Here is a 15,490-nt window from a genome sequence, read left to right as displayed (position 1 = left end):
GCCCAAGCCAAAGCGCGTCTCGATAAAAAATAAAAAATATTGGAATCGGGAATTATGGTCTGCGGAAATTGAAGACAAAGCCGAAACGCGCCATGAAGTTGTTCTGCCATTCGCCGTTATAGTCCAGACGCTGCCCCATCCACTCAGCAGGAACGAACTGTAGTCCGAAGCGCGGCGTCAGGTTCACGTCAAATCCAATGCCAGCCGATGCCGTCGGCTCCCAGTCAACAGCAGGATGATGATTGCCGCCAAAATTGCCGTAAGAGATACGGGTCTCGCCTGCTTCGCCAAAGAAAAACGGCGTGCCTTTCCAGTAAGGATTCATCGTATAGCGTGGACCCGCAGCCACGGTGAACTGCGTCAGGCTAGGAATGGAATCGGTCGAGTACGAGGTAACAAAGTCCCCCTGAAAGCCAAAATGCCTGGTGAAATTGATCTCCGGAGTAATGCCCCAACCGGCCAGGTTCTGGGAGGTTGCCCCATAAATACTATCGTGATTGAAGTTTTGATATGTATAAATCCCGGTATAGGAGATACTCCCGGTATATTTACTCTGCGCCTGAGGCGCAGCCTGCGCGGCCGCCATGCATGGAAGTATACTTAGAAGAACGGATGCCAGGATTTTCATAAGTCACCTTCCCTGTTTTCCGAAGAAATGGAGATATTTTCGCTAACTTGCAGAGAGTTAGATGGAGTTTTGTTTGTCTGTGGTTGCGGCAGGAATGCCCAGCAAAGAAGTAAAGTTTTCTTGAAAAGATATCGCGGGAAATATCATAGATCTATATCTAAACTTATAAGTCATTTCTTCAGACGACATCCTGCCTTCCATGCGAAACTTCCAGCGACATGGTCACAACGTTCCTCGGAGTCGTCGATAGATAGAAAGGCCCCGGGGCCAAGATACAGATGCAGCGGCTAAAGACCGGGCGTCCCTGGCCCGAAAAGAGGAATCAAAGAAAATCCCGCCACGCAGGAAAGGCTGCATGGCGGGAAGGAAGCTGCTTAGAACTGCACACGCGCCCCGAACTGCAACTGGCGCATGTATGGTTGCCCACTGCCATAGATGGCGCCGTCCACACTGGTGATGACGCCACCGGCCGAGCAGTCAATGCAGCGCGCATCGGACGCGCTCGGCAAGCCAAGCGGAACATGGTTAAAGACGTTAAATGCCTGGAACTGGAACTGCCCCTTCACGCGCTCCGTAATATCGAAGTTCTTGAACAGTGAGGCATCGGCAAAGTAGTCATTCGGCCCACGGAAGGAATTTCTTCCGATATTGCCGATGGTGCCAAAAGCCGGGCGCACAAAGGGTCCGGAAGAGGCACCAGCGGACGTGAGCGCAGCCACGGGAGAAAAGTAGCTGCGACTGTGTGTTGCCGGATTCAGGGAGCCTACCTGCATGGCAATGGAGCCTCCCGGAACCTTATCCGGACGACAGTCGCTTGATGCTCCAGGGGTGCTGAAGTTCGTGTCGATGTCCTGGTCCTGGGCGCACTCGGCATATGTCGGAGTAAAGGGAAGGCCGCTCTCCCAGGTGGTCGTACCGGCAAGCTGCCAGCCACCCACAGCGTAATTGATCCAACGGTTGCTGGTGTTCAGCCATGGCTTGTTTTTGCCAAAGGGCAGCTCATAGAGTCCGCTCAGAACAAAGACGTGATTGCGGTTGGTGTCTGTAGGACCATACTCCACCCGGGGATTCTGGGCGAAGTAAGTCGAGCCATAGTTCATGGCTTTGGACCAGGTGTAGTTCGCCACAAATTGCACTCCGCTGGAGAAACGCTTCTCCAGGGTCGTTTGCAGCGAGTTGTAATTTGCGCGTGCGGAAGGCGCGACCGAGGTAATGTCCTGGCTGCAGCAGAGGACCGTCTGGCCAAGGTACGTATTGGTGAAGCGGTTGTAGTAGGGCCGCCGCGCATCGCGGTCAGCAAGCTGTGCCGGGGTAGTGGGCAGTACCGGTTCATTCATGTTGAAACCGTACGTCTCACCCGGGTAGATGCGCTCGGCCACATTGCCTACATAGGCCAGGGTCAGGGTCATGTTGTTGGTGATCTGTTGCTGGAGGCTCAGGTTCCATTGGTCCACCTTGGGCAGAACCAGCGTATTCGGCCGTACCTGCGGACTGACGTTGGCTGGAATCGGAATCAATCCATTGGAAGGAATGACAAACGGCGCCGGCTTGGCCGGAATAGAGGTCAGCGTATAAGCCACCCCGTGGATGGTGGAAGCCTGATTATTGTTCTCCACGTTTACGACGGGGATGTTGTGTGTGAGCACGCTGCCGAAGATGGTGCCGAAGAAGCCAACATCGTCATAGACCTGCGCTACAGCACCGCGGAAGACGGTCCCCGGCTTGGCCTGCCAGGCGAAACCCAGATGGCCGCCCAGGTTGGTGAGGTCTACATTCTCGTTGGCGTTGGTGCCATAGGGGCCGAATCCGGCCACGCGGATATTGCCGGTGCTCATGTCCGTGAATCCGCCCATGCCCGGGCGATTGACGGTCTCCGGAAAGACAATGTCCCAGCGGACGCCATAATTCAGCGTAAAGTTGGGCCGGATACGCCAGTCATCCTGCGCATAAAAAGCGCCACGCTTCTGCCGGTTGGCTGCTGTGTTGCTGTAGACGTCAAATCGCTGGAACTGACCTACGTCCCCCAATAGCAGCGAGGCCAGGTCAGAGCCTGAACCCGGCACGACATTTCCTGAGGCGTCCGTCACCACCGTAGACTGCTGGCTGAAGGTCAGTTGTCCGGATCGGTTGTAGTCGCTGGCGTTACGCAGGTTGAAGGCGTAACGGATGTCCCCACCGAAACGGAAGGAGTGGTTGCCTACAATCTTTGTCCAGTTATTGACCAACTGGAAGACCTGCTCGCTTTCCAGCAGCGGGCAATTGCAGCCCTGCGTACCAAAGTTGGAAAGGGTGCCGTCCAGAAAGTCATAGGAGGGTGAGCCGGAGGTGTCCGCCGCGCCGGTGTTCAGATTCGGAATGCCGGCCGCTGTGGCCGGAGTCGTCCCCACGTCGTACTTGTTCTGGGAGACATGGTAGTCAAGAAAACCGAAGCGGAAGTCGGTCAGCAAGTTGGGGTGAATGGCCCAGTCAAAGCCTGCGGCCACGCTCTGGTTCTGCACCTGGTCATTGCCGGTAGTATTTCCAATTCCGAATCCCGTGCCGCCAGCCAAACCAAAGACGGGCGCACCAAAGAGTCGGTAGTTGGCATAATCATAGCGTCCAAAGGCGTGCAGATTGGCGGTCACCTGATGGTCCAGCCGGAGGTCCGCCTGGTCGCCATTGTTGCTGCCGTTCCCTGAAGCCACATAGTTATTCACAATGCCCGAGCTCTGCGGAGCAGGCAGCTGCTTGAGCAGGTTGATGGCCTGCGGAGAAATGGCCGAGGCGGGGACTGCATTGGCAGCATAGGTCTGCCCGGTGTTCGGGTCATAGATCTGTCTCGCGTACTCGCTCAGGTCGCAGGTCCCCGTGCCGGTCAGGCAGGTATTGCGCACCGTCATGCTGGGCACGTTCTGCTGAACCGAAGTTCCTACGCGCTGCCGCACGCCCTGATAGTCCAGGAAGAAAAAGGCCTTGTCCTTGAGGACAGGACCGCCCAGCGAGCCGCCAAACTGGTTATACAGCGAGCTTGGAATGAAGCGCCCCGTTACCGGATCACGCTGGTACTGTGTAAAGGGGTCTCGGGCCTCCTGCGCATCGCTGCGGCGGAACTCGAAGACATCGCCATGCAACGTGTTGCTGCCGGAGCGCGTCTGCGCCGTTACGATACCACCGACAGCCCCGCCAAATTCTGCCGGATAGTCCTGTGAGGTGACCTTCATCTCGCTGATCGAGTCCAGCGTGGGATTAATCACAATCAGTCCCAACACCGGCTCGCGATTGTCTGTGCCATCCAGCAGCCAGCCCACAGTACCATAGTTGCTGCCATTGCTCTCAGTGGCCACGGTTCCCTGCGGGTTTTCAGTGGGAGCAATATTGAAGCTGGCCCTCTGTACACCGGGGGTCAAAAGGGTGAACTGGCTGAAGTTGCGGTCCAGATTTGGAAGGTCCTGGATCTGGCGGCTGTCCAGCACCTGGGCCACATCGGCGCGGTCGGTCTTGAGCGGCGGCGCCTCGGTCGTGACCGTGACCGTCTGCGCGGCCCCGGCTGGCTGGAGCGTCAGATTGACCTGCGGTGAGGTGTCCGCAGCGACTGCAATCCCGTCAGCTTCAGCCTGCGCAAAACCGGATGCGGCCACTGTGATCTTATAGGTATCAGGAATCAGATGGGTTACTGTATAGTTACCACTTGCATTGGTTTGCACCTGCTGGGAGGTGCCTTTGCTAACATCTGTCACCGTCACAGTTGCATTCGGGACAACGGCCCCGGTGCTGTCCGTCACGGTTCCAAAAACGGAACCATAGACGGCCTGTGCCTGCGTCTGACGGAGAGGGAAGAAGAAAAGAATTAATCCAACAAGGACAATGAGATAGGACAATGGAGCTGGGCGCAGAGAACACTCCCTGCGCACAGCAGAGCATACTACCTGCTGTTCCATAAAAAAGATACTGCCTCCTCAAGAAAAGGATGCAGCATCTTCGGGAAAGTTGCTTACTTAGATATTTACTAAAAATTCAATCTACCTGCGACTTGTAACGAAGTGTTCCCATCCGGAGGCGCGCACCTGCATGCGCTTTCCATCCGGCCGAGTGAGGGTGATGCGCGGTTTCCCCCGGTCACGCCGGGTCATCGCACCGATGGCATGAATGGAAACTCCGGCGAGACGTGAGGGGATTTTTTTTTCGGGAGGAGCGGTAAAGAGCAATTCGTAGTCTTCGCCGCCATTCAGGGCCAGATGCAGGGCCGAGGGCACCCACCCATCGGCCTCGGCCTTACGGGCCAGCGGGTGGATGGGCAGTGCGGATTCGTGAATCTCGGCGGCCAGGCCGGACTCGTCACAAAGGTGCGCGAGGTCTGTGGAAAGACCGTCGCTCACATCGATGGCCGCGGTGGCCATTTTCCCGGCCAGCAATGCTGCCCCGATGCCCAGGCGCGGCATAGGATACAGGTGCGGATGCCCGGCGACGGCACGGGTCTGCCTCTGAAAAGCCTCGGGTGCGCGGCCCAGGGCCAGCAGCTCGGCCGCAGCTCCGCCCAGCGCCCCGGTCAGGTAAAGAATGTCTCCGGCCCGGGCCCCGGAGCGCAACAGCGCCGCCCCCTGAGGGGCCGCCCCAATCAGAACAATATCGGCCAGGACCAGCCCTTCCGGGCGGCCCGTGGGCGATTGCGCCGTATCGCCGCCAGCCAGAGGGACCTTGTGCCGCCGGGCCAGTGAGAGCAGCCCATTTAGAAATCGGCGGGCCCAGGCACCGGTGCATTCCGGCGGAAGGGCCAGCGAAAGAAAGGCCGCCAGCGGCCTGGCCCCCATGGCAGCCAGATCGCTCAGCCCACGGGCCAGGCAACGGTGCCCGGCTGATTCTGGAGGGTGCCAGTCGCGGCGGAAGTGCACCTGCTCCAAAGAAAAATCCGTCGTCACCAGAATTTCGCTGCCCTGAGGGGCGCGGAGAACCGCGCAGTCGTCCCCGATGCCGGTGCGCACATGGCCTGAGCCGCCCGCGCGCCTGCGGACCGAGGCGATGAATGCCTGCTCGCCGGTAACAGGCAACGGTTTGCTTTTTCCGCGCACGATGATAAGAATACTGCGCTCCATTCAGACGAGGAAGCCGCGGCCCACGGTCGCCGCCTTTTCATCCGTGCCCCGTCTCTCAAGACAGGCGCGAGGCCTTCCGCGGACCCAAACTCCGGGTAGATTGCCGTTTAGTACCGAATCTTCCCGCTGAGCAGCGCCCGCACCCCATTGACTGGGATGCTTTGCCCTCCCCGCTTCGGGTCTTGTACCATCATAAAGGTGCCAATTGCCTGCTTTGTGCTTTGCGGGCGGCGGCCCCATCGCACTTTAAGGGAGAAACTCGATTGTCCGCACGCGACAGGTTTTTATTCACCTCAGAATCCGTAACCGAAGGCCATCCAGACAAAATTGCCGACCAGATTTCTGATGCCATTCTTGATGCATGTCTGGAACAGGACCCCTACAGCCGCGTGGCCTGCGAGACTCTTACTGCAACCGGTCTTGTTGTCATTGCGGGCGAAATTACGACCCGGGCCTATGTCGATTTCCAGACGCTGGTGCGCGGCGTGGTCGCAGCCATCGGTTATGACAATGCCCTTTATGGCTTTGATTCGAACACCTGTGCGGTCATCTCTTCGATCAATAAGCAGTCGGGCGACATCGCCATGGGCGTGGACACGGGCGGCGCTGGCGACCAGGGCATGATGTTTGGTTATGCCACCAACGAGACCGACGAGCTGATGCCTGCCCCCATCTCCTGGGCGCATAAGCTCACCCGCCAGTTGAGTGCCGTACGCAAAAGCGGCAAGCTGCCTTATCTGCGCCCGGATGGCAAGAGCCAGGTCACGGTGGAGTACAACGCCGAAGGCAAACCGACCCGCATTGACGCAGTCGTAATCTCCACCCAGCACGCGGAGACGGTCACGAACGAAGAACTGCGTGCTGACATCCTGAAGAACGTCATCCAGGCCGTGCTGCCGGCGGGCCTTCTGGATGAAAATACCAAATACCATATCAATCCCACTGGACGCTTTGTCATTGGCGGACCGATGGGCGATTCCGGCCTCACCGGACGCAAGATCATTGTTGATACTTACGGAGGAATGGGGCGTCACGGCGGCGGCGCCTTCAGCGGAAAGGACCCGACAAAGGTGGACCGCTCTGCCGCTTACATGGCCCGCTATATTGCCAAGAACATCGTGGCCGCAGGCCTGGCCGACCGCTGCGAGGTACAGCTTGCCTATGCCATCGGCGTGGCCGAGCCGGTCAGCGTTCTGGTAGAGACATTTGGCACGGGCAAAATCGAGGCAAGAAAGCTCGAAGAGCTGGTCCGCGCCAACTTCTCTTTGACCCCCAAGGGCATCATTGAGAGCCTGAACCTGCGCCGTCCCATTTACCAGAAGACCGCAGCTTATGGCCACTTTGGCCGCAACGAAAAGGACTTTACCTGGGAAGCCACCGACAAGGCCGAAGCTCTGCGCGAACAGGCCGGGTTGAAGGTGGAAGCGGTCAAGTAGGGATGGGCCGGTCGTTCTGCACTTTCGCTCTGTGAAAGGGCAGACACACCGAAAGATCAAAGGCAGACCTCAGGGTCTGCCTTTTTGTTCAGGTTTTCTCCTTTTCGGGATGCAGCGCTGGCTGCCCCCCTCAGCGCAGAGGACCGTATCAAGCCCGGCATCTGAAGTGACAAATCAAAAGTTTGACCGCAAAATTCGGAGTGACGTACTGATTCCTGTGCGCGAAGATCAAAACCTGAACGAAAGCGAGGGTACGATGGGCGGCATTCAGGTTTGGGAGCAGGCATGGCAGATGGTGGAATCGCGACAAGCTTCTGCCGATATGCTCTTTGTTTATGCGGTGCGGAGCACGGGGATTTATTGCCGTCCTTCCTGCCCGAGCCGCAGGCCCTCACGGGCCTCAGTGGAATTCTTCGCCACCTGCGAGCTGGCCGAGTGCGCCGGATACCGCGCCTGCAAGCGGTGCCTGCCGAACCAGCAGCGTCCCGAGATCCGCATATTGACGATGGCCTGCGATTACATCGAAGAGAACCTGGACTGCACCATTCAGCTTAAAAAACTCGGCAGCATTCTAGGGTTGAGCGCTTTTCACTCGCAGCGGCTCTTCCGGAAGTACCTCGGCATCTCACCCCGCCAGTATCAGCAGGCGCGGCGGATGGAGCGCTTCCGCCAAAGACTCCTGGGGCGGGACAGCGTGACCACGGCCCTTTACGAGGCGGGCTTTGCGTCCAGCAGCCGTCTTTATGAATCAGCCGAGGCGCACCTTGGCATGACCCCGACGGAATACCGTAAAGGCGGCAGGGACATCACGATCCACTACACCATTGTTGATTCTCCCCTGGGAAAGATGCTGGTAGCGGCAACTGAACTGGGCCTGTGTGCCATCGCATTTGGCTCCCTTGCGAGTGAGCTTGAAGATGAGCTGGCCTCGCGCTTTCCTCTGGCGACGCTTCAACGGGACACGGAGGGTCTGGGCGTAACGGTACAGAAAATCCTGGCACAGATGACCGAACATCCTGTAGCGCTGGAACTGCCGCTGGATGTTCGCGCCACCGCGTTCCAGCGCCGTGTGTGGGAGGCCCTCCGACGCATCCCTCGCGGGGAAACCCGCACCTACTCACAGATTGCACAAGAGATTGGCCAGCCGAGGGCCATACGGGCGGTGGCACGCGCCTGTGCTGCCAATCCCGTCGCAGTGGTCGTCCCCTGCCATCGTGTGATTGGGAGCGATGGTACCCTTACCGGGTACCGATGGGGGCTGGAGCGGAAGAAAACGCTGCTCGAACTGGAGCGGTCTTCCCGCTGAGAGGCCACTCCACTACGCTTCGCAGAAGGGCAGTCCCCAGCAGAGAATGCCGCTTGTCCTTCAGCGCGCGCCGCCAGCGACCCGAACGCCTTCCCATTGCTTTTCTGCAATTTTCTTCAGAATTTCATAGCGGTGTGGATCGGCCAGCGCGCGGGAGATCCGCGTCATCTGCCGGGGAGTCAGTTGGAGCTGTTTTGAGACCACTTTCTCATCCTGCGGGTCGGATTGCCCAGGATTTAGGGCAATCGACCGCTCACCTCCGATGATATCCTCATAGGTGTACTCAAGCGGCCTTCTAGACATCGTCATTCACAGGCCTTGGAGAATCTATGGCAACAACCATCGCAACACAGCACCATGTAAAAAACCTAGACCTGGCAGACCAGGGACGCAAGCGCATCGAATGGGCCAACCAATCCATGCCCGTTCTGCAGACCATCCGCAAGGAATTCATTAAGAACCAGCCGCTCAAAGGAATCCGCATTGCGGCCTGCCTCCACGTGACGACCGAGACCGCGAACCTGATGATTACACTGCGCGATGGCGGCGCTGACGTAGCCCTCTGCGCCTCGAATCCGCTTTCGACACAGGATGATGTCGCGGCATCCCTGGCGCGCGACTTCAATATTCAGACCTACGCCATCAAGGGCGAGGACAACGACAGCTACTATTCCCACATCCTTGCCGCGATTGACCACAAACCGCACCTCACCATGGATGACGGGTGTGACCTTGTGCATTTGTTACACACCAAGCGCCAGGATGCTCTGGAAGGCGTGATCGCCGGCACCGAAGAGACGACGACGGGCGTGATCCGCCTGCGCGCCATGTCCAAAGATGGCGTGCTGCGCTATCCCGTGATTGCCGTCAACGATGCGCTGACCAAGCATATGTTTGACAACCGCTATGGCACGGGCCAGTCCACCATTGACGGTGTCATCCGCTGTACAAACGTGCTGCTGGCCGGGGCCAAGTTCGTCGTTGCCGGATATGGCTGGTGTGGACGCGGTCTGGCCATGCGCGCACGCGGCATGGGCGCCGAGGTCATTGTGACGGAAGTAGACCCGACCAAGGCCCTGGAGGCCGTGATGGACGGCTTCCGCGTGATGACGATGATGGAGGCGGCAAAGCAGGGCGATGTCTTTGTCACCGTCACGGGCAACAAGAGCGTCATCCGCCAGGAACACTTTGAGGTGATGAAGAATGGTGCGATTGTCGCCAACTCTGGTCACTTCAATGTTGAAATTGACATCCCTGCACTGGAGCGCATTGCCTCCTCCAAGCGCGCCACCCGCGACTTTGTGGATGAATACGCACTGCGCGACGGGCGCAAGATTTATCTGCTGGGCGAAGGCCGCCTGATTAATCTTGCTTCGGCGGAAGGCCATCCGGCTTCCGTGATGGACATGAGCTTTGCCAACCAGGCCCTCTCGGCCGAGTATCTGGTAAAGAACCATGCCAGCCTGGAAAAGAAAGTCTATGCAGTCCCGCAGGAGCTGGACAAGCGCGTTGCCCGCCTGAAGCTGGACGCGATGGGCATCGGCATTGACCGGCTGACTCCAGAGCAAGAGGAGTATCTGGCGAGCTGGTCAGAAGGCACATAGATTCGCTTGTGCTGGAGGCCCCACTGCTTTCCAATGTTCCCGGAATCGCATCCCCCTGTTCCAAAATGGAACAGGGGGACTTACTTTAGCTGCAAATCACTCTGTTTCCTCGCTTCTCCAGCCTTACACTCGCCCCATGAGCACCCAATCGGCAGTAGAAGACATCAGCACCATTGTCAGCCGCTTTCAGGCCTGGACTGCGGCACAGGCGCAGCCGGAGACCTCAGAGGTCCGTGAACTTTCCTATGAAGAGGCCCGCCGTCCCCGGACCGCTTCTGCGAAGGAGCCGAAGGCTTCGGCCCCCAAAAGACGCTGCACATCGCCAAAGAAATCTGCGCCAGTAAAGCAGAAGACTGCTCCATTCAAACAAGTACTGGCAGAAAGTGCGGCCATTGTGCCTGCGGGAAAGAAGCCCGCTGCGCTGGTACCACGGACCACAACACTTTCGGTACGCATGACCGATGCAGAACAAAAGCTGCTAAGGCTTCGCGCAGCGGATGCAGGGCTTTCAGCCTCGACCTATCTGCGCCACTGCATCCTGGAGGTGGATGATCTGCGTGAGCAGGTGCAGGAGCTGATCGCGGAAAACCAGCAGCTCCGCGCGCAGCAATCTGTCCTTGCCCTGTCGGGACTGTCGCATTGGCTGCGGCGCATCTTTGGTAGAAACACGGCAGCACTGTCCTTGCGCGCCTAGGCAGATGGGACCTGCAGGCAGGGGGCCGGAAAGCAGGCCTGGTTAGTGCGCCTGCAAGGACTGTGACAGACTCATCAGATTTTGCGGTGCCACGCGGATGACGCCATAGCGTGGACTGTCAATGTCAGCAATGAGAAAGAAGGCCATCGCCACGAGAAACGGGAGGACCATGAAGAAGAGATTTCCTCTGCGGTGTGCGCCATAACCGATCAGCAGACAACAGCAAACTGCAAGCGTGAACATCAGGACCCAAGCTGCTAACGGAATGCGATTCCACCAGGCGGCCTGCGTATATCCCTGCCGGTTGAGTACATCATTCATTCCCATAACAGCCAGTGCCACCGGTGGGGTAGGCTGTGCTCCCGCGGCGCTCTGGACGGCGGACCACATGGCAGCCTGAAGTCTTGCCGTCTCCGTGTCGATTCCCTTCAGCCTGGAAGCATCGCGCACTGTATAGAACAAAAGTCGCTGGTCAAGATACTGCAAGAGCAGCCCGCGGACCCTTTCGGCCCCCGCAGGAGGCAGCAGATCGGCACGAAGATACTCGGTACCGATGGCGTTCGCTTCTTCTTCCTCGTAATTCTTGCGCTGGTCATATCGGCTCACAGCCATGGAAAAGGTGAAGCCGATGATGAGAGCGAGCAATGTGAGGCTTGCGCTGATGACTAAGTCGAGATCGCTCCTCTCATCGTCCTTTATGGGGCGAAATCTGTTGGCGATAAAACTGCCCATCTGTACTGCGAGCCAAAGAGAAGCCAACGAAACTGCGAAAACAGAAAACGGAAGCTTCAACATTTCGTCCAAAGCCGCATTCCTTTCCGGGGCATGACAAGCAGCCTCATTTTAGATAAAAACCAGGCACTGCGGTTTTACCTGAGGGTAGCTCTCGCCCGCCTTCTGTAGTTTGCCTGTCTGCTTGTCTCTGCGGATGACGGCGATGTTGTCTGAGTCCTGATTTGCTACCAGCAGCCAGCTGTCCGTCGGATCCATGGCGATATGACGCGGCGTCCTGCCCCCGGCCGAGGTGCGGTCGAGCAGTGTAAGCGTTGCGGAAACCGGGTCGATGGCCCAGGTCATGATGTGGTCGTATCCCCGGACGGCTGCATAGGCGAACTTCCCCTGGCGGTCAAAGACGACCTCAGATGCAAGCGAAGGCTGGTGGTAGTCTTTGGGCAGAAGGTCCACGCGATGGATTGACGTAAGCGCGCCAGAATGTGGTTCCCACTTGAGCACCTCCAGCGCGCAGGCGAGTTCATGGATGCAGAAGGCCCATTTGCCGTTGGGATGAAAGCGCAGCGCGCGCGGACCGGAGCCGGGCTTCGCCGTCCACTGCAACACGGAAGGATTTGGCATCAGCTTCGATGTGGCTGCATCGAGCCGGTAGATGTGGATGCAGTCCAGCCCAAGGTCATTGATATAGACGAAACGGTTGTCCGGCGAAACCGTGGCGCGGTGCGCATGAGGCGCTTCCTGCCGGTCGGCCACCACGCTGTGTCCGTGGTAATGAAATTCGGACACGGCCTCGCTCAGATGTCCCTGCGCATCGGCGTGGAAGGAGGCCGCACCGCCTCCGCTGTAATTCGCGCAGAGGACGGTGTGTCCTGTTGCATCTACGGCCACATGACAAGGGCCGGAGGCCGTGGAAGGGACCGTATTGAGTGGAATGAGCTTTGCGGCAGCGCGGTCCACGGTAAATCCGCTGATGGCGCCGCTCTTGGCGCCCTGATATTCATTGATTTCGTTGGCCGCATAGAGCCGTTTGTTGTCTGGCGACAGGGCCAGGAACGTAGGGTTGTCGCTCTCGGCGGCCAGCCCAAGTTCATGGAGTGAGCCGCTGTTCGCATCCCATGCAAATGCATAGATGCCCTTGCTTGCCGGTCCTGTCTGCGTGCCGACAAAGAGAAGCTGCTTTTCCGGAATGGTCTTTGCTCCTGCCAATCCGGCCTCTGCCGCCAATGAAACGAGCGCAGCTTCTTTGATGAAGCTGCGCCGGGAGATCGAATGGGTCACGCGGATGTTTCCTTAAGAAAAGTTAGGCCATTGAGTAGTTATGCCACCACGGCCGGTTGACGCAGCCAGCCATAGAGCGGAAACTGTTCGGCGAGTTCGAGAACCTGTCCGCGAATGCGCTTGAGCGTCTGCGGATTGTTGCGCCCGTTCAGGGCCTCGGTGATCCATTTGCCGATGGTGCGCATTTCAGCTTCCTTCATGCCGCGCGTGGTGAGCGCTGGCGTTCCGATGCGGATGCCCGAAGGCTTGAGCGGCGGATTCGTATCAAAGGGGATCGCATTTTTGTTGACCGTAATGCCGGCCTCACCCAGTGCGGCTTCTGCTTCACTGCCCAGCATTCCCTTCGAGAAGACGTCCACCAGCATCAGATGCGTATCTGTTCCGCCAGAGATGATGCGGAACCCCTCGGCCTGAAGGGTTTCGGCCAGGACGCGCGCATTGGCAACGATCTGCTGTGCGTACTGCTTGAAATCGGGCTGAAGGGCTTCGCGGAAGGCAACAGCCTTCGCGGCCATGATGTGGACCAGCGGACCTCCCTGCTGCCCGGGAAAGACGGACTTGTCAATCGCGGCTGCAAACTCCTGCTTTGAGAGGACGAGCCCTGAGCGCGGACCGCGCAGCGTCTTATGCGTAGTGCTGGTGACGATGTGCGCGTGCGGTACCGGCGAAGGATGCGCGCCTCCGGCAACGAGCCCGGCAAAGTGTGCCATGTCTACGATGAGGAGCGCGCCGACCTTATCAGCAATCTGGCGCATGCGTGGAAAATCGAAGATGCGCGGATAGGCGCTGCCTCCGCCCACAATCACCTTCGGCTTCTCGCGCGCAGCAATCTGCTCCAGTTCGTCATAGTCAATCACTTCGGTGTCCTTGCGCACGCCATAGGAGACCACGCGATAAAGCTTGCCGGAAAAATTCAGCTTGTGCCCGTGGGTCAGATGGCCGCCGTGGGCAAGATCGAGGCCGAGAATCGTATCCCCGGGACTGAGGACGGCCATGTACGCTGCGGCATTGGCCTGCGAGCCGGAATGCGGCTGTACATTGGTATGTTCGGCACCAAAGAGCTGCTTCACACGATCACGGGCCAGGTTCTCCACCACGTCTGCGAACTCGCAGCCGCCATAATAGCGGCGACCGGGATAGCCCTCTGCGTATTTGTTGGTAAAGACAGTGCCCGCTGCTTCCAGAACAGCCTCGCTGACGAAGTTCTCTGAGGCGATCATCTCCAGCCCTTCATGCTGGCGGCGGACTTCATTCTCAACGGCAGCGGCGATCTCAGGATCGGCCTGCGAAAGCGGCAAAGACATGCGGTCGGACATGCTCTGATTGTATCGCCTCAAGATGCCGTCTTGTTTGGGAAAGCGTATACGGCGCACAGACCATGTGACGCGCTCGCCCGAAAGTCCCGCATGTTCCGGGTGAGGAGCACCCTTCCTTCAACCTCCGCGGTTTCTTTTGGCCCGATCCCGGTACTTTAACGCGAGATAAGCTCTTTTTCCATGCTGGCTTGTTTCTGGCCGGATGGCGACTTTTGACGCTCGGCCCCATGTGCGGCATACGAACCCGCCAGCCCTCGAAACGCCTGGTATACAAAGGACCCCATATACCATCCGTCCAGGAACTTGAAGGGCGTCTCGCCGGTGGTGTAGTGCCCGCAGGGCAGCACTTTGGAGACGAAGTCTACGCCCAACTCAGAGAAGCTGCGCAGGACCTCGATGGAGTATTCGCGCAGGAAAGTCAGGTCATAGGTTGCATGGATGACGAGGACCTTCTTCGACATTGACGCAAAGCGCTCCATGTAGGAGACAGGGCTGATGGACGACCACAACCGGTGCAACCTCTGCTGCGTCATGCCGGCATCTTCAAAGGCCTTGCGAATGTGCCGCGTACTCTGGCCTGTCCAGACCACATCGCCAAAGGACGTCGAGGCGTGGTTGAAGGCATTCACGTATAGTCGCTCATCGTGCGCACTGGCAATGAAGGCGTAGCAGGAGCCAAGGCTGGTGCCCAGGATCCCGAACTGCTCATAGCCCTGCGCCTCCAGCCAGTCCACACAGCAACGAATGTCGACCACGGCCTGCCGAAGCGCAGAGATGGTCCGCCCGATATTGGAACTGACAGCGTAATCGGAGCGTTCGAGCTCCGCAGGTCGGCGGATGTCGTGATAGGGCTTGCTCAGCCGCAGAGCGGAGATCCCAAAGCGGTTAAAAAGCGAGCACAGCGCATTATGGCTGAAAGCGTCCGCATTCCACTGCGGCATGACGATCATGGCCTGCTTTGGTTTGCCTGCCTGTTTTTCTACCGGAGCCGGATACCATCGCGCATTCACCAGGTCGTTTTCCGGATAGGGCGTGCGCACGGGCGAAGTAAAGCGTAAAAACGGCGCGGGTTTCAGCTTCCCTGCCGCCGCCTGTGCCTTCAGCTTTGCATCTTGTGCCAGTGTTTCCGGACGGACATTTGTGGGGAACAATTCTGGAAGGCGCATTTCCAGCCGGTAGTCCGTGGGCGGGGCATAGGAAAAGAAACTGTCACTGTTACGAACAATCCATTCGTTCAGCGCGACCATACGCTGTTCAGCGGCAACTGGACCGGGCGGCATTTGCGCGGGGCTCTGCCCCCGTTTGCGCAGCACGTCCTCCAGCCATTCAAAACCCCATTCCATGGGGCGCACGACCCTGTTTTCGTCGCGCGTTGTCAGCTCGGTCTCCCACGCATACATCCAGCGCGCATACCAGTTGCGAAGCAT

General features: G+C 58.4%; 12 protein-coding genes. 4 read left to right on the top strand and 8 right to left on the bottom strand.

The window, feature by feature from the left end; all coding sequences use genetic code 11:
* Positions 1-52: 52 nt before the first annotated feature.
* The 3 genes from N655_RS0108340 to thiL all read right to left on the bottom strand — a co-directional run bounded on the left by N655_RS0108340 (position 53) and on the right by thiL (position 5,652).
* Positions 53-586 (bottom strand): hypothetical protein, encoded by a 534-nt coding sequence (locus tag N655_RS0108340; protein ID WP_026442613.1) that lies wholly within the window; start codon positions 584-586, stop codon positions 53-55.
* Between the two features lie 416 nt (positions 587-1,002).
* Positions 1,003-4,545 carry a TonB-dependent receptor gene (locus N655_RS0108330; RefSeq protein WP_081823643.1) on the bottom strand — a complete coding sequence of 1,181 codons (3,543 nt, stop codon included), beginning with the start codon at positions 4,543-4,545 and terminating at the stop codon, positions 1,003-1,005.
* Positions 4,546-4,626: 81 nt separating this feature from the next.
* Positions 4,627-5,652: a thiamine-phosphate kinase gene (gene thiL / locus N655_RS0108325; protein ID WP_238324601.1), complete on the bottom strand. Its 1,026-nt coding sequence runs from the start codon at positions 5,650-5,652 to the stop codon at positions 4,627-4,629.
* Positions 5,653-5,960: 308 nt separating this feature from the next.
* On the opposite strand from thiL, the gene metK reads away from it, so the two are divergent.
* Entirely contained in the window at positions 5,961-7,133 is a 1,173-nt protein-coding gene (gene metK / locus N655_RS0108320; protein WP_026442610.1) for a methionine adenosyltransferase, read from the top strand.
* A 166-nt stretch (positions 7,134-7,299) separates the two neighbouring features.
* Positions 7,300-8,439, top strand: coding sequence for a bifunctional DNA-binding transcriptional regulator/O6-methylguanine-DNA methyltransferase Ada (ada, locus tag N655_RS0108315; protein WP_238324599.1), 1,140 nt, complete (start codon positions 7,300-7,302; stop codon positions 8,437-8,439).
* A 60-nt stretch (positions 8,440-8,499) separates the two neighbouring features.
* Here the strand turns inward: ada and N655_RS0108310 are convergent, their stop codons facing one another.
* A complete protein-coding gene (locus N655_RS0108310; RefSeq protein WP_026442608.1) occupies positions 8,500-8,742 on the bottom strand; it encodes a hypothetical protein in 243 nt (80 codons plus the stop codon).
* A 26-nt stretch (positions 8,743-8,768) separates the two neighbouring features.
* Here N655_RS0108310 and ahcY point away from each other — a divergent pair, with 26 nt between their 5' ends.
* Together ahcY and N655_RS0108300 are read left to right on the top strand one after the other, a co-directional pair.
* Entirely contained in the window at positions 8,769-10,043 is a 1,275-nt protein-coding gene (gene ahcY, locus N655_RS0108305) for an adenosylhomocysteinase (protein ID WP_026442607.1), read from the top strand.
* Positions 10,044-10,179: 136 nt separating this feature from the next.
* Complete coding sequence (locus tag N655_RS0108300) at positions 10,180-10,737, top strand: plasmid mobilization protein (RefSeq protein WP_026442606.1); 558 nt, start codon at positions 10,180-10,182, stop codon at positions 10,735-10,737.
* 42 nt (positions 10,738-10,779) lie between these two features.
* On the opposite strand, the gene N655_RS0108295 is transcribed toward N655_RS0108300, so the two are convergent.
* The 4 genes from N655_RS0108295 to N655_RS0108280 all read right to left on the bottom strand — a co-directional run bounded on the left by N655_RS0108295 (position 10,780) and on the right by N655_RS0108280 (position 15,490).
* On the bottom strand, positions 10,780-11,469 hold the full coding sequence (locus tag N655_RS0108295) for a bestrophin-like domain (RefSeq protein WP_238324597.1): 690 nt from the start codon (positions 11,467-11,469) through the stop codon (positions 10,780-10,782).
* A gap of 111 nt (positions 11,470-11,580) precedes the next feature.
* A complete protein-coding gene (locus N655_RS0108290; protein WP_044934258.1) occupies positions 11,581-12,747 on the bottom strand; it encodes a lactonase family protein in 1,167 nt (388 codons plus the stop codon).
* Between the two features lie 38 nt (positions 12,748-12,785).
* Positions 12,786-14,063, bottom strand: coding sequence for a serine hydroxymethyltransferase (gene glyA, locus N655_RS0108285; protein WP_026442603.1), 1,278 nt, complete (start codon positions 14,061-14,063; stop codon positions 12,786-12,788).
* Positions 14,064-14,218: 155 nt separating this feature from the next.
* Positions 14,219-15,490, bottom strand: a complete 1,272-nt coding sequence (locus N655_RS0108280) for an alpha/beta fold hydrolase (RefSeq protein ID WP_026442602.1) — start codon at positions 15,488-15,490, stop codon at positions 14,219-14,221.

This window comes from Pseudacidobacterium ailaaui, assembly GCF_000688455.1.
Lineage (GTDB): Bacteria > Acidobacteriota > Terriglobia > Terriglobales > Acidobacteriaceae > Pseudacidobacterium > Pseudacidobacterium ailaaui.
The sequence above is the reverse complement of the archived record's forward strand: the minus strand, read 5'-3'. Positions and strand labels throughout refer to the sequence as shown.

Bases quoted from the DNA above. Each gene is read 5' to 3' on its own strand.
- N655_RS0108340 (WP_026442613.1), bottom strand. From the start codon at position 586: ATGGCGGCCGCGCAGGCTGCGCCTCAGGCGCAGAGTAAATATACCGGG.
- N655_RS0108330 (WP_081823643.1), bottom strand. From the start codon at position 4,545: ATGGAACAGCAGGTAGTATGCTCTGCTGTGCGCAGGGAGTGTTCTCTG.
- N655_RS0108310 (WP_026442608.1), bottom strand. From the start codon at position 8,742: ATGTCTAGAAGGCCGCTTGAGTACACCTATGAGGATATCATCGGAGGT.
- ahcY (WP_026442607.1), top strand. From the start codon at position 8,769: ATGGCAACAACCATCGCAACACAGCACCATGTAAAAAACCTAGACCTG.
- N655_RS0108300 (WP_026442606.1), top strand. From the start codon at position 10,180: ATGAGCACCCAATCGGCAGTAGAAGACATCAGCACCATTGTCAGCCGC.
- N655_RS0108295 (WP_238324597.1), bottom strand. From the start codon at position 11,469: ATGGGCAGTTTTATCGCCAACAGATTTCGCCCCATAAAGGACGATGAG.
- glyA (WP_026442603.1), bottom strand. From the start codon at position 14,063: ATGTCCGACCGCATGTCTTTGCCGCTTTCGCAGGCCGATCCTGAGATC.
- N655_RS0108280 (WP_026442602.1), bottom strand. From the start codon at position 15,490: ATGCTTCGCAACTGGTATGCGCGCTGGATGTATGCGTGGGAGACCGAG.